The organism is Bacillus sp. AFS088145, assembly GCF_002564465.1.
Lineage (GTDB): Bacteria > Bacillota > Bacilli > Bacillales > Bacillaceae_G > Gottfriedia.
On sequence record NZ_NUUX01000015.1, the window covers coordinates 324106 to 344686 of the forward strand.

A 20581-nucleotide genomic window follows, 5' to 3' on the forward strand; every position below is an offset into this window, starting at 1 on the left:
TCACATAACTTGATAGCCCCTACAAAGATTAATGTAGGGGCTGATTGTCTAAAGAGACAAATAGTTTTTATGAAACATTACAATTAACGGTGACAGCGACCGCAGCCTCCACAACGGAAACCTCCGCAACGGAAGCAGCCTCCACAGCCTCCACAACCTCCGCAGCCTCCACAACCAAAACAACTAAAAAATGGAAAGAAACCAAAGCACATTCTAACATCGTAATTTTCATACTGATTATAATCCCATGGAACTACTTGACTAGCTTGAAACTGATCAACGTTTAATTGTTGAAGCTCTCTTTGAAAATCATACATTTTTATAACCTCCGACATAAAATTTGAAAGCGAATAAAAACATAACGTACTTATAAAAAATAAATACGATTAACTCATTTGAATCTACTAAAACGCAGACTCTCAACAACAAAATATGTTGAGGACTTGGGCATTGTTACCGATTCACATGCCCAATTTATTACTTCATAGTAAAATTATGAACTGATTGAAAGTGCAAAAAAACCCCACTTAAAAAGTGAGGTTTATCGTACGACATTCATTTTTTTCTATACTCTTTCATCTTTAAAATCATATTCCTTAATCTTCATTAAGTTTAATGTTATTAAGGGGTGAATATGAATATACATTCTTTTTAATTGCTCTTTTATTTCTCCTGATTTCTTTTCCAAAAATTAATTGCGCTGGCTTTATTTTAAGTACTTTGAATGGTATGAGATATAGTAATAATAGAAAATCAAATATGAAAAGTAAGTCCCCTATCATAAAAAACGAGAATATTGTGTTGGAGATTTCTTCTGTATGATCAAGAGTAGAAAATACAAAAACAGCATATCTTTCATAAACAATACAGATTAACAATATAGTTCCAACTACTAATGAAGTAAAGCTATAACCAATAGATCGTTCTCTTTTATTGAATTCTAAAAAAATTGGAAGTAAATATAGCAAAAAAACAATAAAAATACTAAGTAATAATCCAAACAAAGTAATACGGCTATGTAACATAGACTGAACTAGCAAAAGTTTTCCTAGGATAAAAAAGAGCAACACTATACCCATCATTTTCCTCCCCATTTCTCCTTTTAGAGCACCACTCGTGATCACATCCGAATACAATCACAAATTAAACGAGTTCCTTTTCAAAATAAATTATAGCCTTGCTTATTAAAGTTTCAAATGCTCTTTTTTACCGTTTTGATAGGTAAAAACAGTTAATAAATAAATTTTCATTAAATGATGTATGCCCTTCGTTATATAAAAGGTGATATTTGATTAAAAAATATTTATTACCGTTTTTAACGGTAAAAATAGTCATATCCTTATTCATCATCTAAGTTTAAAATTATTTTGAAACATTATCTCAACAACATTTTTTGTGATTGTTATCACAAAAATAGTTAGTTTATTTATGTTAGTAAAAATATTATTCTAGATTAAAGTAGGAGATGAGATGGATAAGGCTAGTTTAAGAAGATTACACTTAATTGATATTTTAAGTAGTCAAGAAAAATGGTTTAAAACGGAGGAGCTTGCTAAAAATTTAAATTGTACTGAGAAAACAATTCGAACTGATATACAAATTATCAATGCAACATTCCCAGAAGGATGGCATATTGAAACGATAAAAGGAAAAGGTATTTATATAAATAATCCAATTAACTCCTCGCTTGACCAAGTTCGTTCACTTTTTGTTAAGAACTCTTTATCGCTTCAGGTAATCATGTTTATTCTAATAAAAGAGATTGAACATATTAGTGATTTAGGAAAAGTATTATATACGCATCACAATACTGTTTATAAAATTCTCGAACGAGTAGACACCTTATTGAAGTCATATAATTTAAGTTTGAAGCGTGCACCACTTGAAATTGTAGGTAATGAGTTTCAAAAAAGAATCTTATGCTGTGACGTATTGTATGGTCTATATTCCCATACAAATAAATGGCCTTATGATTCTCTATCGTTTTCTATTATAAAAAAAGTAGTTATAGAGTCATCTGAAAAAAACAATTTACTTTTATTTCCACCTACTATTTATAAATATATTTATTATGTTGGTACGATGCTTCAAAGAATCGATCGAGATATACAATTGGATTTAAATCCTTCTAACAATATTAAAGACTCAAAGTTTTTTTCAGTTGCAACTGATATATGCGTACAGCTAGAAAACATTTATAAAGTATCAATTCCATTAAATGAACTAAACGCTCTTTCTATAATGTTATCTGCATCCCCTTATTTTTCTAGCGATAATGAACCTCAAGATGAAATTATAAATAGTTACCATAATAAATCAGAAAAACAATATATAGAAATACACGAGCTCGTTACGATGCTCGAAAAAAATCTTAGTATAAAATTACATGATCATAATGATTTTATTCTCACTCTTCAAAAACAATTTAAAGCCTTTTCCCTAGTTCTTTTTTTAAACAGTAGAATTGATCGTTCTTGTCTAATTTCCGAATACGTTAAAAAGCGTTATCCGGAGTTATTTAATAAAGTAAAAGCTGTATTTCGCAATTGGTGCAATTACTTTTCATACCCAGAAATAAATAATGAAGTAATTGCTAAAATCACATTAAATATTCAAGCAATCATCATTAAATTATCATTAGTAAAAAAAAGGGTACTACTGTTAAGTAGTGAAGGTTATGGTGTAAGACAGTATATAACAACTAAACTAATAAAAGAATTTGGAGATAAAATACAATTTGTTGAACTCCAAAACGGAGAACTGAGGCCTGAAACGATTAGTGAATTACGTTTAGACTTTATCATTGCTGATTTTCCAATTGATATAGAAATAGTTCCAATTGCGGTAATTAGTTCTACTCTTTCACAGCGCGATATTAATCATATCGCCCATTTATTAAAATGAATAAGCATTCAAAGGTGATTTTATGATAAAAGAAAGGTCAACATTAGTCACAAATGAGTTAGTTGAACTATTAAGGCAACTTGATCATGATACTTTTTTACACGGGATGCGTGTAGGTGAAATGTCGTATAAATTCGGTAGATATTTAGATCTCCCTTTGCATCAATCCAATCAATTACATTTTATTGGTTATGTACATGATATTGGTAAGCTTAAAATACCAAATTCAATCGTTACAAAAAGAGGTCCTCTTACCGATTTCGAGTGGAATCTAATGAAGAATCACACAATCTATGGGTATGATTTATTAAAAAATTTTTCATATCATAATGATATTATAAATGCTGTACGCTATCATCATGAAAATATTGATGGGACTGGCTATGAAGGTTTATATAGTAACGAAATTGATTTTAATTCGAAAGTAATTAGAATAATTGATAGTTTCGATGCACTAACCCATGATCGTTCTTATAGAAAAAAATGTTCAAGTGAAATATCGTTAAAAAAAATTCAAAAACAAAGTGGTACTGTTTATGACCAGGATTTAATAAAGGAATTCACTAAGTTTATTTGTAAACTGTATTAAGTAGTATTCAATAATGCTAATTATTTACACCTATTAATTGCTAGACCAGAACCTATTAACATGTTATAGTTTCATTAAAATTATAAATTTCACTCGTATAATAGTGAGGATATGGCTCACAAGTTTCTACCGGTTAACCGTAAATTTACCGACTATGAGTGGTAACACATCTGACATTTTAGCTCTAGCGAATCAAAGACTCAAAATGTGTTACTTCACTCATTTTATACAGTGAAGTACATGTTTTGAGTTTTTTGTTTAGATTAAGGGGGATCATTATGGAATTATTACTAAAAAAAATAGAACAAGAAGGAATCGTTTTAGCAAATGATGTATTAAAAGTGGATGCTTTCTTAAATCATCAAATGGATCCTGTTTTAATGAAAGAAATTGGGGAAGAATTTGCGCGTTTATTTTCTGAAGAAAAAATAACTAAGGTAGTTACTATAGAATCTTCAGGTATCGGACCTGGGCTAATGACAGCACTTGCATTAAATGTCCCTCTAGTTTTTGCTCGTAAGAAAAAGTCAATCACAATGCAGCAAGATGTTTATACTGCCAAAGTATATTCATTTACAAAAAAAGAAGAAAATGAAATTTCAATTTCTCATAAATGGTTAGACGAAGGCGATAAAGTTTTAATAATAGATGACTTCTTAGCAAATGGACAGGCAGCTCTTGGATTACTTTCAATCATGGAACAAGCGAAAGCAGAAACAGTTGGCTTTGGAATCGTAATTGAAAAATCATTCCAAGATGGCGGAAAGATTCTGCGTGATCGTGGTTATCGAGTTGAATCTCTTGCTCGTATTCAATCTTTAAAAGATGGACAAATTAAATACTTCAATGAAGAATTAACTGTTTAAAAATAAAAAAAGACATTGCTTGAACGATTCGTGTTGTTCACAATGTCTTTTTTCTATTAATTAAGCCTTTTTTAGGATTAAATATACAAAGTAAGGTCCACCGATTAAGGCTACTATAATCCCTGCTGGTATTCCTTCTGGATCGACTAAGTTTCTTCCGATTGTGTCAGCAACTAATAGTAATAATCCACCAATTAAAATTGCGATGGGTATGAATAATTGATTTCTTGGGCCAACTAAACTTTTGGCAATATGTGGTGCCATTAATCCGATAAATGCAATTCCTCCTGTTACTGAAACAGCAGATGCTGCTAATGCAACTGCTGCTAACATTAAAACAATTCTTTCCTTTTCTAATGAGACCCCTACCCCGATTGCAACAGGCTCATTTAAATTAAGAAGGTTTAATGTATTTGCTTTATATAAAGTAAAAGGAATTAATACAATTAGCCAAGGTAAGAATGCCCAAATAAACGGCCAATCTGTCCCCCATATATTACCTGCTAACCATTTTGCTATAAAATCTACTTTAGCACGTTCCGCAGATGAAATTAATACAATCATGATTCCTGAAAGAGCCATCGAGAAACCAATACCTACTAAAACTAGTCTTATAGGTTGTAAACCCGAATTTTTCTTATAAGAAAATAAGTATATAATAATTGCTGTAACAACAGCACCACAAAATCCAACGATTGGGATTAAATAAACAAACGATCCTGCTTCAATTGGAAAGTATAAAAAGAATACTGTAATAGCTACACCAGCACCAGCATTAAAACCTAGTATTCCAGGCTCAGCCATATCATTTCGTGTTACCCCTTGCAAAATTGCACCAGATAGTGCAAGTGCCATTCCCGCCATAAAAGTTATAATCATTCTAGGTAATCGAATTGAAAAGATGACAAGCTCTTCTTTAAATGTACCATCACCTAAAAATGTTGGAAGTAATCTACTATATGGTATTGCTGAAAATCCCAAACTCATTCCAAGAAACATTATTAATAGAATAAGTATAGAGAGTATCAACAGAATAAACCTTTGTTTTCTAATAATAGCAGGTTGTATCATGAGAATTCTTTGCCTCCTTTATGTACGATAAATAGAATGAAAGGAAGGCCAATCATTGCAACAATCGCTGCAACAGGTGTTTCATAAGGTATATTAATTGTTCGCCCAAGTGTATCTGCCAAAAGTAAGAATGTAGCACCAAAAATAGCAGACATGGGTATAATAAATCGGTAATCAGTTCCGACGAATCCACGTACCATATGAGGTACCATTAACCCAAGAAATGCCATATTTCCTACTAGAGCAACTGCCGCTCCAGCTAGTAAAACGATTACTACAAATAAGATTGCTTTGATTCTTGGGATATTTTGACCTAAACCTACAGCAACCTCTTCATTTAAACTAAGAATTGTTAATTGACGCGCCAAGAAAATTGCTACTAGAATACCAACTACAATAAAAGGCGTAATCGTTTTTACTTGCCCCCATGAAGTACCAACTAATCCACCTGAAGCCCACATTGAAATATTTTGAGATATTTTAAAGTAAATCCCTACCCCTTCAGAAATAGCAGTTAAAAAACCTTAAACAGCCGCCCCTGCTAAAACAATACGAAATGGAGAAAAGCCGCCTTTTTTCACTGTAGCAATACCAAAAACGATTAATGAACCAACCGCTGCACCAATAAAACAAGCTATCATAATCCCAAAATAATTTACTTTTGGTAGGAAAGCCATTGTTACTGCTAAAGCTGCATTTGCACCTGCCGTTAACCCAAGCAAACCCGGATCTGCAAGTGGATTTCTTGTTATTCCTTGCATGATATATTGTCAATATTAATTTTTAGTGAAATCATTGAATAATTCTCAAAAATGGTTTATATTTTATTGAGAATGATAATCAATGACAGAATATTCTGGAGTGAGAACATAATGAACATGAATGATCTTTATGATGTAACAGTAATCGGAGGAGGTCCTGCTGGACTTTACTCTGCCTTTTATAGTGGTTTACGAGAAATGAAAACAAAAATTATAGAATTTCAATCTGAATTAGGCGGTAAAGTTCATTGTTATCCTGAAAAGGTGATTTGGGATGTTGGAGGACAACCACCAATCCCTGGCGAGAGATTTATCGGACAAATTGTTCAGCAAGGATTAACGTTTGATCCGACTGTTGTGTTAAATGAAAAAGTCGACACAATCACTCGTGACGATAATGGAATTTTTGTTTTACATACAGCTTCAGGTCAAAAACATTATTCTAAAACAGTTATTGTGGCAGTTGGAAGTGGTATATTAAATCCAACAAAGCTTCAAATAGATGGTGCAGAAAGATTCGAAGTTTCAAATTTAAACTATACAGTAAAATCACTTAAACATTTCCAAAATAAAACTGTAATCGTTTCCGGTGGTGGTAACTCTGCAATTGATTGGGCAAATGAGCTAGAGCCAATTGCTAAGAAAGTTTATTTAACTTACCGAAAAGATGCTCTAAAGGGTCATGAAGCACAAGTCTCTCAATTAATGAATAGTTCAGTTGAATGTCTTTTCAATACATCTATTACGAAACTAATTGCTGGTGAAAACCATGAAGAAATAGAAAAAGTTGAACTAACAAATAATGAAACTGGTGAAATATCTCATTTGGCAATTGATGAAGTAATCATAAACCACGGTTATGAACAAGATACTTCTTTATTAAATAACAGTGAAATAAAAGTAGAAATGATTCAAGATTTCTATATTAAAGGGAATACAACGAGTGAAACTTCGATTGAAGGGATTTACGCAGCTGGAGATATTTTAATGCATGAAGGAAAGTTACAATTAATTGCTGGCGCATTTCAAGATGCCGCTAATGCCGTTAATAAAGCGAAGCAATATATCCAACCAGATGCTAGTGGATCAGCAATGGTTTCTTCTCATAATGAGGTATTTAAAAAACGAAATCGTGAATTAATTAAACAGATGATGAACTAATTTTAGTAAGTAGTTTTTACTTGGCTAATAAAAAAAACGAATTCCATTTGAATTCGTTTTTTATTTCTTAAGCGTTAAGCCTTTAATTACTTCCCCTTACTTCTTTTAGTATAAAAAATAGAAATCCCTAATGGACTTCTATTTTTCTTGCTCATTTCCACACCGTCATATACTTTTTTCGATATTTCAGATCCTCTTCAGTTTCAATCAATTCTAAAGCCTTTTGTTTAATCTCTTCATTCTTAACCGCATCATACAGATTTCTCATACATTGAATGATATCGTAACGAATCAATGTATAGTTCTTCTCTTCTTTGCAATTTAAATAACGATTTTCTAGATGATCAAGGACGATTGCTCTTTGTTCTGGACTAGCTAATCCTACTCTCCATATTGATTGTAAGGTATGTCTTGCGGTAACAAATTTTGGATCATATGTAACTTTCCAAATTTTAGGAAAATCATTTAGCATTCTCTTTTCTGGATCACTGATCGCTAAATTTGAGAGAAATTGTGCTGCTCTTGACCTTTTGTGATTTCCTTTATGCGTTAGATCCGATTTTAATCGATCCCATACTTCATATGACCAATCCACTTTCTCTTTTGTAACGGAAATAATGTAGTTAAAGGCTTCGAATTGCAAATTCTTGTCATTTGATTCAAGGTTTTCAAAATAAGTTTGTACTTGTTGATCCATTTCACATACCTCTCCTGAGAATAGTAAATAATTCTTTTATCTAGATGATATCATTCCCTAGCATTTACTAGCTATGAAAAAAATTTATCTTATCGTTCAATTTTTTTCGATTTTTACTAATACTAAGCATACTTATTCCAGTCAATATACTATAAAATCGTTGCATTAATTAATTAAACGTTTGTTTAGTTTTAAAATAAGTGGTTTCAGTAAAAAGTATACCTATGTATTAATAATTAAATTAAAATAAATGAACGATTTTCAGTCCCGAGTCGTATAAGAAGTAAGGAGGGATTTTTATGAAAACAATTTTATTTGAAGAAAATAAATTAATCATTACACTTTCTAGTCTTGAAACAATATTAGGATTAAAACATACAATAGAGGTTCCCTATAGTGATATCAGTGATGTTTCTATTGAGGATATACATGAATTTCTTTGGAAAATTTACGGTACACACTTAGGTGCATCTAAATATGGCCATTTCAAAAAAGACGGAGTGAATTATTTTGTTGCTACAAATACTAATAAGGGAAATTTAGTTTTAACGTTAAATAACCACAAATACGATAAAATCATTTTAGAACTAGATCACGTTGATGATATTTTCAAACAGATACAAGTTAGGTTACGTTCTTATACTAAATAACTTAAATAAGACTGTCTTTAACGGACAGTCTTATTACTAGTATTTAAATCAAAAATTCTATTTTAAGATTTCACTGCTTCAACCGTAACCTCTTCAAATGGCCAAGCTGGAAGCATTTTTCTTAACACTTTATCTTCTCTATAACCAAGGTCATATTCAGCTTGCATAATTGTGTGAACTTCCCTTGTTCCTTCGTAGATAACAGGCGCTTTTGAGTTTCTTAAATAGCGCTCTACTGGGAATTCGTTTGAGAATCCGTATGCACCGTGAATTTGAACTGCATCATTTGCTGCCTCGTTTGCGGCGTTACAAGAAATCCATTTTGCTAGTGATGTTTCTCTTGTATTTCTCTTTCCGTTATTTTTTAACCAACCAGCCTTATAAACTAATAGACGTGAGATTTCAAGGTTTGATGACATTTTCGCAATCATTTGTTGTACTAATTGATGTTTACCAATTTCTTTACCAAATGTTTTTCGCTCATTACAGTATTTTACGCTCGCTTCAAGTGATGCCTGGATTAATCCGCAAGCACCAGCTGCAACTGTGAATCGTCCATTATCAAGCGCAGACATTGCAATTTTAAACCCTTCACCTTCGAAACCTAGTAAGTTTTCAGCTGGGACTCTTACATCATCTAAAAATACTTCACCAGTATTACCTGCTCTAATTCCCATTTTTCCTTTGATCGCTTTTGTGGAAACGCCTTCAAAAGTTCGTTCTACGATAAAGCAAGAAATTCCATGGTGCTTTAGGTCATGATTTGTTTTTGCAAAAATTAAGAAATGATCAGCTACATCACATAAAGAAATCCATGTTTTTGATCCGTTTAAGATGTAACTATCTCCATCTTTTACAGCTGTTGTTGCCATTGCTACTACATCTGATCCAGCATTTGGCTCTGTTAATCCAAACGCACCAATTTTCTTCCCTTCCGCTTGAGAAACAAGATACTTTTTCTTTTGTTCTTCAGTTCCCCATTGCAGTAATGTCATACTATTTAAACCAGTATGTACTGAAACAGCAGTACGAAAAGCAGTGTCTCCTCGCTCTAATTCCTCACATACAATCGCTAATGTGTTATAATCCATTCCTACTCCGCCGTATTGTTCTGGAATACATACACCCATTAGTTGTAAATCTGCAAGTCGTTTTAGAATATTAGCTTCAAAATGTCCTTTTTCATCCCATTCTTTTATAAAAGGGATAATTTCTCTGTCTACAAATGACCTGACTACTTTCCTTACACTAACTTGTTCCTCTGATAATGAAAAATCCATTTTTATTTCCTCCTTAAATTATTTTATTTCGTTTCATTTCTTCTATTTCAATTTGGGAATAGCCTAGTTTACTTACTATTTCATCTGTGTGCTCACCATGTAAGGGTGGGTGTCTTAATACTTCAATTGGTGTTTTTGATAATTTCAACGGTGATCCGACTAATTTTAGATCCTTTATAAAAGGATGGTTTACATCCAACACCATTTCTCTCGATTTAGCTTGTTCAGACTTTAGAGCTTCACTCACATTATTTATTGGACCGTTTGGAATCCCTATTTGATCTAATAATTGTTTCCACTCATTTTTACTTTTCAACTTCAACTTATTTTGAATTAATTGCTCTATTTGTTTTCTATGCTGTAAACGGCCAGTATTTGTCTTAAATTTTTCATCCAATAAAATTGGTTCATCAATTAGTAAAGTAAACCTTTTAAATTGTTCGTCATTACCTACCGCTATTACTAATTCACCGTTACTTGCAGTAAAGACTTGATATGGAACGATATTTGGGTGTTGATTCCCCATTCGTTCAGGAACAATTCCACTACATAAATAATTACTAGCTACATTTACTAAAGCAGCTAGCTGAGAGTCAAACAATGAAATATCGATTTCCTGACCTTCTCCTGTACGATCTCGATTCTGCAGTGAGGCAAGAATCCCAATACATGTAAATAGACCAGTTAAAACATCCGAAATGGCTACACCTACTTTTGTTGGCTCAGCCTCTTTCTCACCAGTAATGCTCATTAATCCAGACATCGCTTGGATGATATAATCATATCCTGGTAAACTTGAATTCGGTCCTTCACTACCAAACCCACTAATGGACGCTAGTATTATGTCTTCTTTTATTTTTTTCAAATTCTCATACCCAAAACCTAATTTTGTCATCGTTCCGGGTTTGAAATTTTGAACAACTACATCAGCCTCTGAAACTAGCTTTTTTAAAATTTCTTTACCTTGCTCACTTTTTAAGTTTAGTGTTATACCTTTTTTATTGCGATTCGCACATAAATAATAAGCGCTTTCACCTTCAACGAAAGGTGGCCCCCATCCCCTAGTTTCATCGCCATTATTTATACTTTCTACTTTTATAATTTCAGCTCCTAAATCCCCAAGAATCATCGTACAAAAGGGTCCGGCTAGTACTCTTGTTAAATCAATGATTTTTATTCCATGTAATGCACCTGGCAATTTTTCCACCTCTATTAATCTAGTTAATAAGCCAGTAAAACGATCAATTTCAATAGTTGAATTGAATGTTTAACTGGCTTACAACTGCGCTTTTTATTAACAGTAGATTTATTAGATATCTAACCCAATTGAAATATATTTAACTTCTAAAAATTCTTCAAGTCCAAAATGACCGCCTTCTCTTCCAAGACCGCTCTCTTTATATCCACCAAATGGAACTTGTACAGCAGAAGGTGTGCCATCGTTTAGTCCGATAATTCCGTACTCAAGTGCTTCTGTAACGCGGAAAGAACGACTTAAGTTTTCCGTATACACATATGCAGCTAGACCGTAGTTTGAATTATTTGCTCTCTCAATTACTTCTTCTTCGGTTTTAAATGTAGTAATTGGTGCAAGTGGACCAAATATTTCTTCCTTCATACATGCCATTTCATCCGTAATTCCCGTTAAAATAGTTGGTGCATAATAATATCCATTTTCTTCTGAAGGTTTATTACCACTATATACGATTTTTCCACCATTATTAGTAGCGTCTTCAACTAGCGTTTTTACCTTTTCTAAAGCAGCATGATCAATAAGTGGACCAACATCAATTCCTTCTTCTAAACCGTTACCCACTTTTAATTTTTCTAGCTCTTTTGTAAATAACGCTGTAAATTCTTCCGCTACACTTTCCTGTACATAAATACGATTTGTACATATGCAAGTTTGACCTGCATTGCGGAATTTTGACTGAACTAAGCCAACCGCTGCTTTTGATAAATCAGCATCATCCATGACAATAAATGGTGCATTTCCACCAAGCTCTAGCGAAACCTTTTTGACATTCTCTGCTGCTCCTACCATTAGCGTTTTTCCAACTTCAGTAGAGCCAGTGAATGTAATCTTTGTTACTCTTGGATCTTTTAGCCATACATCGCCAATTTCAGCAGACTTACCAGTAACAACATTAATTACACCTTTTGGAATTCCCGCTTCATGAGCAAGCTCCGCAAGTTTTAATGCTGTTAAAGGTGTTTGAGTAGCTGGTTTAATAACCGTTGTACAGCCAGCTGCAAGTGCAGGAGCAACTTTTCGTGTAATCATAGCTGCAGGGAAATTCCAAGGAGTAATTGCTGCGACAACTCCTACAGGTTCTTTCCTAATTAGAATTCGTTTATTAGGTTGTGATGCAGGAATTGTTTCTCCATATACACGTTTGCCTTCTTCTGCATACCACGAAATAAAACCATTTGCATAAACCGTCTCACCTAAGGCTTCTTTTAATGGTTTACCTTGCTCAATTGTCATTAATTTAGCAATTTCTTCTTTCTTTTCGTCAATGAGACGATACCAATTCATTAATAAATGGTATCTTTCTTCTGCTGTCTTTTTTGACCAAGTTTTAAATGCTGTATGAGCAGCATCAACAGCTAATTTAGCTTCATATGTACCACCCGTTGGAATTGCCCCTACAACTGCACCGGTTGCAGGATTTGTAACCTTCGTATAATATTCATGATCGTTCCCAACCCATGTACCATCTATATACATTGGGTAGACTTCATACTTCTCTTTAATTTGGCTCATGAGTTTACCTCCAATTGTAATTCTGGTACTAATACAACTTCAATTGACTCCCTTAAAATATCTAGTCCTTCTTCAAGCTGTTCATCTGTAATCGTTAGTGGCATTAACAAACGAATAACATTGCCAAAGATACCTGCGCTTAACAACATTAACCCTCTATTGTTAGCTTCTTTTACAATCTTTCCAACTGTCACTTTATCTGGTGTTTTATCTATCTTATTTGTTACAATCTCCATTGCACACATTGCACCAATTCCGCGAATATCACCTATTTGTTCAAACTGTTCAGCCCATTTGTGCATTTTCTCGTTAACTTTTTCGCCAATTTCAACAGCTCGATCATTTAATTCTTCTTCTTCAATAATATCGAGCACGGCTAATGCTGCACGGCATCCAAGTGGACTACCAGAGTATGTTCCACCTATTTCTCCAGCATCAGAAGCTTCCATAATTTCTTTTCTACCGATAACGCCACTAATAGGTACTCCTGCACCCATTGATTTTGAAATTGTAATTAAATCAGGCTCAACTCCAAAGTGCTCAATTGCAAAATATTTACCTGTTCTAGCAAAACCAGTTTGAATCTCATCTGCTACAAATAATATTCCATATTGCGTACAGATTTCTCTAACTCTTTTTACAAAATCAAGATCAGGAACAATAAAGCCACCTTCACCTTGGATTGGTTCCATCACGACTGCAGCAATCGTTTCTGGTGCAACCTCTGCAATCAAAAACTGTTCAAATTGTTCAATGATAAATTTACTATATTCTTTTTCATCCATTTGATCTGGACGACGGTAAACATATGGATATGGTGCTTTATATACTTCAGGAGCAAATGGTCCAAAACCATATTTGTATGGCTTAACTTTACTTGTCATCGTCATTGTCATTAATGTTCGACCATGGAATCCTCTAGTAAAAGAAATGATTCCTTGACGCTTTGTATACTTTCTTGCAATTTTCACTGCATTTTCAACAGCTTCTGCGCCACTATTAAAAAATGCTACTTGTTTTTCAAAACTTCCAGGTGAAAGATCTGCTAATCTTTCTGCAAGCTGAATATAAGATTCATACATCATGACATTAAAGCCTGTATGAATATAATCGCCGGCCTGAGCTTGAAGCGCTCTTACTACTCTAGGATGAGAATGGCCCACATTTATCGTTCCAATTGCACCTGCAAAGTCAATAAACGTATTACCATCAACATCCTCAACAAGCGCACCCTTTGCTTTTTTTACAAATGCTTCACTATTATTACTAATTGCTTTTGGAACCAACTTATTTCTACGAGCAAGTAACTCTTGTGATTTTGGTCCTGGAATTGACGTTTGGATTTTAACAAATTTCCGATCTGCCATCATTACACCATCCTATCTATAGCGTTTTTAGAAATGTTCATTTTTTCGACTGTAATGAAAGCATGTCATGATTATTTGTCATGACATGCTGGATGAATAAATTAAGCTTGAATAGTAGATAAAATTTCTTTAAATGCACTTACTACAGTATCAACTTCTTCATAGCTAATTTTTAAAGAAGGCTCGATACGAATTGTTTTTGAGTTAATCAATGTACCAGCAACTAGGATTCCTTTATCAAACATTCCTTTAGAAACTTCATAGCCAATTTCATCTTGATGGAACTCAATTCCAATCATTAAACCTTGACCACGAATTTCTAAAACTTTATCTTCATGTCCTTTTGCAGCTTCTTTTAACTGTTCTAAGAAGTAAGCTCCAACTACTTCTGCTCTTTCAGGTAATTTTTCTTCAAGTAGCACGCTGATTGTAGCAATAGCAGCAGCACATGCTAATGGATTTCCACCAAATGTTGTTGTATGCATAAATGGATTTGGGAACCAGCTTTTAAATACTTCTTCTTTTGCAACTACTGCTCCAGCAGGCATAACTCCTCCTCCGAAAGCTTTAGCAAGACAAATAATATCTGGAACTACTTCATATAAATCAGCAGCAAACATTTTACCAGTACGGCCCATACCTGTTTGAACTTCATCAAAAATTAATAATGATCCATATTCGTCACAAAGTTCACGAACTTCTTTTAAATAATTTGGAGGAGGAAGAATAATTCCACCTTCACCTTGAATAGGCTCAAGTATAACTGCAGCAACATCTTCGCCTACTAAAGAGCAAGTTTCAAATGTTTTTCTCATCATATCAATGTCACCAAATGGAACATGACGGAATCCAGGAATTAGCGGTAAAAATGGTTTACGGAACATGCCCTTTGCAGTACCTGATAAAGAACCTAAACTTTTTCCGTGGAATGCACGTGTAGTTGAAATAAACGTACTGCGCTCGCTATACATTTTTGCAAGCTTTAATGCTGCTTCTACACTTTCAGTACCACTATTTGTAAAGAATGAGAATTTTAAATCACCAGGTGTAATCTCTGCTAAAATTTTTGCAAGCATTGCACGTAATGGATCTAATAAATCTTGGCTATGAAGTGCCTGTCTTTTTAACTGATCCGTAACAGCCTTTACAACTTTTGGATGACGATGTCCAACATTATAAATTCCAAATCCACCTAAACAGTCAATATATTCTTTACCATTTACATCTTTAAAGCATGAACCGCTATCTGACCATTCAACAGATGCAAATTGACCGCCTTCAGTAACAGTTTTACGGTAAGCAAGGAAACCTGGATTTACATGCTCTCTAAAACCATCAACTGTTTCTTTTGTGATCCAAGCAGCGTCTTCTTCTGTAACATTCTCTTTCTCTATTAAACTTAAAACTTTATTAATGTACTCGGTTACATTTTTTTCTTCACTTTTTAATTCGTTTTTTAAATTGATACTCATTTTGTTCACTCCTATAGTCGTTTTATCTATTTTTTTCTTTCCTATATGTCTCTTCTTATAACTGCCTAAAATTATTCTGCAAACCATCCAATTGGTTCAACTTGTAAGTTAATGTTAATTTGCTTAATTTCTTGGAATTCTTCTAGCCCAAATGTACCTAAGCTACGTCCTACACCGCTTTGTTTGTAGCCACCCCAAGGTGCTTCATTGTAAGTTGGGTGATATGAGTTAATCCAAGTAATTCCTGAACGTAACTTTTTGATCACTCTTAAAGCTTTCGCTCCATCTTTACTAAATACTGCACCTGCTAAACCATAAACAGTTCCATTTCCTAGTTTTATTGCTTCTTCTTCAGTTTTAAACTTTTGAATACATACAACAGGGCCAAAAATTTCTTCTTGAACGATACGCATATTTTGTTCAACATCTACAAAAACAGTCGGTTCAACAAAGTAACCTTTTTCTAAACCATTTTTTTCAATGCGATTTCCACCACAAGCAACTCTTGCGCCTTCTTCTTTGCCTATTTGTATATAGCTTAAAACTTTTTCTAAATGCTCTTTACTTACAAGTGGACCCATTTCTGTTTCAGGTGCATCTCCAGGACCGACTTTAATTTTCCCAGCACGCTCTACAAATCGCTCAACAAAGCGGTCATAAATTGATTCTTCAACTAAAATTCTTGATCCAGATGAGCAAACCTGGCCTGAACCCGCATAAATTCCGAATAGAGCATAATCTACAGCCGTTTCAAAATCTGCATCTGCAAAAATGATATTTGGAGATTTCCCGCCAAGCTCCAGCGATACTTTTTTCATCGTATCGGCCGCTGTTTTCATGATATGTTTACCTGTTTTTGTTCCACCTGTGAATGAAACCATATCTACATCAGGATTTGAAGCGATTTCATTTCCAACTACTGGACCTGCACCCATGACCATGTTTGCTACCCCGTGTGGAAGACCAACCTCTTCAAAAATCTCAAATAATTTCTTCGGAGTAACTGGTGTAACTTCTGATGGTTTGTAAACAACTGTATTACCTGCCGCTAGTGCCGGAGCAAGCTTCCAAACACTCATTAGTAATGGGTAGTTCCATGGAACAATTAATCCACATACACCAATTGGTTCACGAACAACCATCGCTTGCATAGGATCTGCTACATGATAAGTAAACCCATCCGGCTTTGTAATTAACCCCGCATAATAACGGAAGCATGCTGCTGCATCAGCTACGTCGAAGCCAGCTTCACGGTTCGGTTTCCCATTATCTAACGTTTCAAGTTTCGTTAATTCTTCTTGGTACTCTTCTATTTTGTCCGCAATTTTAAATAAGTAAGTTGCTCTTTCTTGAGCAGATAAATCAGACCATCTTCCATCATTGAATGCTTTACGAGCAACATCAATTGCCTCTTTCGCATCTTCAACCGTTCCTTCAGGAGCATATGCAATGATTTCTCCATTTGCTGGGTTAATAACAGGGCGTTTCTCATGATTGCTAGAATCTTTCCATTCGCCATTAATAAACATCTTTAAATCAATTGTTTTAAATTGAACATCGACCATTGTATATAAACCCTCCTTAAATTCTTAACAATTTATTAGATTGCAAGAACTGTGCCAACTTTAATACACCTATTTATAAGGGTTTTCCTTCAATCCCCTGTAGATTATTATTCAATTTCGCATAACACTATTACGATTTGCATAATCTTTGAAACTCTTTAAAATTCTGCGATCATTAAACGTTTTTAAAACTATTTCTGTAATCCGACATATTAAGAAAATTCATTGCATAGGCTAGAACACCATGAAAGGAGGAAGATATTGTGTTGCTTGCAGGAACATGCATTGCGGTGGGACTCATCATCATATTCATGGCATTTAGTCTCTCGAGGGATCAAGTTAGTATGACTGAAGTAATTGATAGTAATGTTGAAAATATAGGGGATTTAGAGAAATAAAAAAACGCACTCAGTGCGTTTTTTCTAATTAAATGACATAAAATCACTATTCATATTCTTTTCATTCATTATTTTTTGATACTTACGACTAACCGAGGACTGACTAATTCCTAACACTTGAGCAGCCTTCGTTGTTGTTTTATATTGCTTCATCGCAAGCATAATAAGTTGCTCCTCAACATAATCAATTGCTTCTTGTAGAGGAATTACTTTATTAATGACTGGTTTAGATTTATTAAAGTCATAGCTATTTGGTAAGAATTGATTAACATCCTCTGCATTAATAATTTGATCTTCAGCAGAGACGACTAATCTTTCTATGATGTTTTGAAGTTCTCTGACATTACCTGGCCAAGAATAAAATTCTAATACGTTAATTGCATCTGGTGTAAGATGAAAACCCTTATTATATTTTTCATTTAATTGCTGTAAGAAATGGAAAGCTAATAATGAGATATCTTCAACTCTTTCTCTTAATGGTGGAATATTTAAAGGTATAACATTTAAGCGATAATACAAATCCTCCCTAAATGTACGTTCTTCAACCATTTTTTCTAATCTTTTATTTGTAGCTGCAATAATTTGCACATTTACTTTAATTGGCTTTGTACTTCCAACTGGAATTACTTCTTGCTCTTGAAGGACTCTAAGCAGTTTTACTTGTAAATGCAATGGCATTTCACCAATTTCATCTAAAAATAAAACGCCTTCATCTGCTTGCTTAAAATAGCCTTCCTTATTTTGATCTGCTCCTGTAAACGCTCCTTTAATATAGCCAAAAAGCTCACTTTCAAGAAGATTTTCAGGTATTGCACCGCAATTTAATTTTAAAAACGGTTTTGCAGAACGATTTCCTAATTGATGGATAGCCTGTGCAATTACTTCCTTCCCTACACCAGACTCTCCATGCAGTAACACAGTGGAAGAAAAACCAGCAATTTTTTTCGCTTGATTGATGATTTGCTCCATTTTTGGACTACAGTAAATCAGTTTTTTGACAAAGCGATCCTTACTCTTTATATCTTCAAGCTCCTTTTTATATTGCTCAGAAATCTTCTTCATTTCTTTTAATTCCGTTTTAAGGCGTGAAGTTTCTGTAATATCTCTAGAAGCAATAATAATACGTTCAATTTCCATATTCTCATCAAAAACGGGATTTCCTACCGCAAGAACTTTACGTCCATTAATAGTTTCTTGAACAATTGATACCTTCTTCTTTTTCTCTAAAACTAGTTTTGTAACTGATGGAGTAAAAAGTCCCTGGTTTCCAAATTCTAAAATACTCTTCCCAAGTAATTCCTTTAAATCTACGTTCCAAAATCCAGGAATAATATTCTCACTGTAACGTATAAGCTCACCCTTGCGATTTACTACAAGTATTTCATCATAAATACTCGATAAAATGGCATTCAAATCTTTATTTAAATCTTTTACATATTCAATTTCAGAGGCCATTTCTTCAACCATTGGGAGATCTTGTACAACAATGACAACTCCTTCAACCTCGTTATCAACAAAAATTGGGCTATAATCAACAAGAACACCCATATCGTCACTTATTTGAATCTGATTAAGAATTGTTTTACCTGTAGCAAATACATTATCGACTTGTTCTCCGCTGAAAATAGTTTCTGCTTTTGTATTAATTACTTTTTCTGATGTTGATTTAATCATTTTCAACCCAGCATCATTGCAATTTACAATTACTTTATTTTTATCTACTACAAATGTTCCCATTGGTATCGATGTTAAAATGCTCTTTAATAAATCCACACTTTTATTTTCTTGTTTGAAAAGCTCCGCTAATATATCTTCACGAAGTATGTAACCAATTGGCATCTCTTCCTCTTCTTTTACAATCGAGATCGGTTCACCAATAATTTGAAATAGAGTAGTTAATGAAATTTGCTCACTTAAGCGACTAACACTATTTATCGATTGAGAAGAACTAGTAATCTTTGAGATTGCTATATTTTTCTTTTTATTACTACTTTGAGTAATATTATTTAATTGAACATAACCAACAATCTGATTTTGCTTTCGTAAGAATAAAAAGGGTTCATTTATATTGGATAAATCGATTTCATCAGTTTCTTTAAATTGATCGATATCTATTGTGATGACTGGTCTTATTTGTTTCTCATTTATTGATAACATTACTTTCCCCCCTTATGTCTAAACCATTATACATTCCTATTTTAGCAGAATTTTTAAATTTATCATAAAAATCTAAAATTATAATTTACTAATCTATTTAACATAAACAAAAAGAAAGGGCAGTCTCTTAAGTCTATTCGACCAGAGACACCCTTTATTTGTTAGAAAAGAGAACGCGTTAATTGAATCAAGATTGTTATTTGTAATCTTAGAAATCTTAATCACACTTTACTCAATCGCTAGCGGTCACAAACAAATCCTCTTTAACATACGCAAGAACCATTCCAGGAACTATCTTGTCTCCAATTGAGACCTCCAATGAAACAACTTCACCACTAATTCCTTGATGAATAACTTTTGTAAATCCATCTGTAGTTTTAATAAAGAATAAAGGCTCCCATTCATAAATTCTCGAATCTTTCTGAATAGCAGTCTCTTCAACTGTTCCATGGTAGTCACTGACAATGACTCCATAATACATAAAGCTCACTCCTTTTTTGCACATTAAGAATATTTTAAATTTCTCCGACTCAGTCTCGCCTTAAAGTTCACTAAATAGCGAGTTTTCTTTTTAAAAATTCCTGGTATTATAACTCGCAAATGTGTTTTGATGGTAAAACCATGCTAAAGAAATTTTGGATTTCTGAAATATCCTCCTCAGCAATACCTAACTTAGGAGCCCAATAATGTTCAGAGTGAATATCCTCTAAACATAATAATGACATTTTACTAGATTGAATTGATGTTACCATTGATTTTCCATAAAAGTGACTTGAAAAGGCAATCGATAAATCATATCTATTATTTTGAGTTAATAAACAATAGTGGTGTACAAGCTGTCTTTCCGTTGATTCAGAAATAATATCGATCATTCTA

Annotated in this window: 19 protein-coding genes, 1 pseudogene and 1 riboswitch; of the genes and pseudogenes, 6 read left to right on the top strand and 14 right to left on the bottom strand. The window is 33.5% G+C overall.

Translation table 11 applies throughout. The features are described 5' to 3' along the window. Positions 1-83 precede the first annotated feature (83 nt). Together COI44_RS12400 and COI44_RS12405 are read right to left on the bottom strand one after the other, a co-directional pair. Complete coding sequence (locus COI44_RS12400; RefSeq protein WP_098428227.1) at positions 84-317, bottom strand: heterocycloanthracin/sonorensin family bacteriocin; 234 nt, start codon at positions 315-317, stop codon at positions 84-86. Positions 318-596: 279 nt separating this feature from the next. Beyond that, positions 597-1079, bottom strand: coding sequence for a hypothetical protein (locus COI44_RS12405; RefSeq protein WP_098428228.1), 483 nt, complete (start codon positions 1077-1079; stop codon positions 597-599). Positions 1080-1470: 391 nt separating this feature from the next. Between COI44_RS12405 and COI44_RS12410 the strand changes: the two genes are divergently transcribed. The 3 genes from COI44_RS12410 to COI44_RS12420 all read left to right on the top strand — a co-directional run bounded on the left by COI44_RS12410 (position 1471) and on the right by COI44_RS12420 (position 4359). Beyond that, complete coding sequence (locus COI44_RS12410) at positions 1471-2904, top strand: BglG family transcription antiterminator (RefSeq protein WP_098428229.1); 1434 nt, start codon at positions 1471-1473, stop codon at positions 2902-2904. Between the two features lie 22 nt (positions 2905-2926). After that, entirely contained in the window at positions 2927-3493 is a 567-nt protein-coding gene (locus COI44_RS12415) for an HD-GYP domain-containing protein (protein WP_098428230.1), read from the top strand. Between the two features lie 73 nt (positions 3494-3566). Further along, a riboswitch (purine riboswitch) is annotated at positions 3567-3668 on the top strand. A 103-nt stretch (positions 3669-3771) separates the two neighbouring features. Then, positions 3772-4359: a xanthine phosphoribosyltransferase gene (locus COI44_RS12420; RefSeq protein WP_098428231.1), complete on the top strand. Its 588-nt coding sequence runs from the start codon at positions 3772-3774 to the stop codon at positions 4357-4359. 60 nt (positions 4360-4419) lie between these two features. Here the strand turns inward: COI44_RS12420 and COI44_RS12425 are convergent, their stop codons facing one another. Both COI44_RS12425 and COI44_RS12430 read right to left on the bottom strand, forming a co-directional pair. Beyond that, the gene (locus COI44_RS12425; protein WP_098428232.1) at positions 4420-5430 is read right to left on the bottom strand and encodes a FecCD family ABC transporter permease; all 1011 of its coding nucleotides are present in this window, start codon (positions 5428-5430) and stop codon (positions 4420-4422) included. Next, a pseudogene (locus COI44_RS12430) lies at positions 5427-6194 on the bottom strand (FecCD family ABC transporter permease); the annotation flags it as partial. The pseudogene COI44_RS12430 and the gene COI44_RS12425, both read right to left, overlap by 4 nt. A gap of 108 nt (positions 6195-6302) precedes the next feature. On the opposite strand from COI44_RS12430, the gene COI44_RS12435 reads away from it, so the two are divergent. Beyond that, positions 6303-7352: an NAD(P)/FAD-dependent oxidoreductase gene (locus tag COI44_RS12435; protein WP_098428233.1), complete on the top strand. Its 1050-nt coding sequence runs from the start codon at positions 6303-6305 to the stop codon at positions 7350-7352. Between the two features lie 151 nt (positions 7353-7503). Here COI44_RS12435 and COI44_RS12440 read toward each other — a convergent pair whose 3' ends face one another. Then, on the bottom strand, positions 7504-8049 hold the full coding sequence (locus COI44_RS12440) for a hypothetical protein (RefSeq protein WP_098428234.1): 546 nt from the start codon (positions 8047-8049) through the stop codon (positions 7504-7506). A gap of 299 nt (positions 8050-8348) precedes the next feature. Between COI44_RS12440 and COI44_RS12445 the strand changes: the two genes are divergently transcribed. After that, positions 8349-8699: a PH domain-containing protein gene (locus COI44_RS12445; protein ID WP_098428235.1), complete on the top strand. Its 351-nt coding sequence runs from the start codon at positions 8349-8351 to the stop codon at positions 8697-8699. A gap of 62 nt (positions 8700-8761) precedes the next feature. Here COI44_RS12445 and COI44_RS12450 read toward each other — a convergent pair whose 3' ends face one another. The 6 genes from COI44_RS12450 to COI44_RS12475 all read right to left on the bottom strand — a co-directional run bounded on the left by COI44_RS12450 (position 8762) and on the right by COI44_RS12475 (position 17150). Beyond that, positions 8762-9979 (bottom strand): acyl-CoA dehydrogenase family protein, encoded by a 1218-nt coding sequence (locus tag COI44_RS12450; RefSeq protein WP_098428236.1) that lies wholly within the window; start codon positions 9977-9979, stop codon positions 8762-8764. Positions 9980-9992: 13 nt separating this feature from the next. Beyond that, on the bottom strand, positions 9993-11177 hold the full coding sequence (locus COI44_RS12455; RefSeq protein ID WP_098428237.1) for a CaiB/BaiF CoA transferase family protein: 1185 nt from the start codon (positions 11175-11177) through the stop codon (positions 9993-9995). Positions 11178-11288: 111 nt separating this feature from the next. Beyond that, on the bottom strand, positions 11289-12746 hold the full coding sequence (locus tag COI44_RS12460) for an NAD-dependent succinate-semialdehyde dehydrogenase (RefSeq protein WP_098428238.1): 1458 nt from the start codon (positions 12744-12746) through the stop codon (positions 11289-11291). Further along, a complete protein-coding gene (gabT, locus tag COI44_RS12465) occupies positions 12743-14113 on the bottom strand; it encodes a 4-aminobutyrate--2-oxoglutarate transaminase (protein ID WP_098428239.1) in 1371 nt (456 codons plus the stop codon). The genes COI44_RS12460 and gabT overlap by 4 nt, the downstream gene beginning before the upstream one ends. Positions 14114-14214: 101 nt before the next feature. Further along, the gene (locus COI44_RS12470; protein ID WP_098428240.1) at positions 14215-15585 is read right to left on the bottom strand and encodes a putrescine aminotransferase; all 1371 of its coding nucleotides are present in this window, start codon (positions 15583-15585) and stop codon (positions 14215-14217) included. Between the two features lie 71 nt (positions 15586-15656). Then, positions 15657-17150: an aldehyde dehydrogenase family protein gene (locus COI44_RS12475; protein WP_098428241.1), complete on the bottom strand. Its 1494-nt coding sequence runs from the start codon at positions 17148-17150 to the stop codon at positions 15657-15659. A gap of 263 nt (positions 17151-17413) precedes the next feature. Here COI44_RS12475 and COI44_RS24620 point away from each other — a divergent pair, with 263 nt between their 5' ends. After that, on the top strand, positions 17414-17548 hold the full coding sequence (locus COI44_RS24620) for a hypothetical protein (RefSeq protein WP_286131749.1): 135 nt from the start codon (positions 17414-17416) through the stop codon (positions 17546-17548). A gap of 24 nt (positions 17549-17572) precedes the next feature. On the opposite strand, the gene COI44_RS12480 is transcribed toward COI44_RS24620, so the two are convergent. From COI44_RS12480 to COI44_RS12490, 3 genes are all read right to left on the bottom strand, one after another. Beyond that, a complete protein-coding gene (locus COI44_RS12480; RefSeq protein WP_098428242.1) occupies positions 17573-19705 on the bottom strand; it encodes a sigma 54-interacting transcriptional regulator in 2133 nt (710 codons plus the stop codon). Between the two features lie 232 nt (positions 19706-19937). Then, a complete protein-coding gene (locus COI44_RS12485) occupies positions 19938-20186 on the bottom strand; it encodes a biotin/lipoyl attachment domain-containing protein (protein WP_098428243.1) in 249 nt (82 codons plus the stop codon). A gap of 106 nt (positions 20187-20292) precedes the next feature. After that, positions 20293-20577, bottom strand: a complete 285-nt coding sequence (locus COI44_RS12490; RefSeq protein WP_098428244.1) for an SAV0927 family protein — start codon at positions 20575-20577, stop codon at positions 20293-20295. Positions 20578-20581 lie beyond the last annotated feature (4 nt).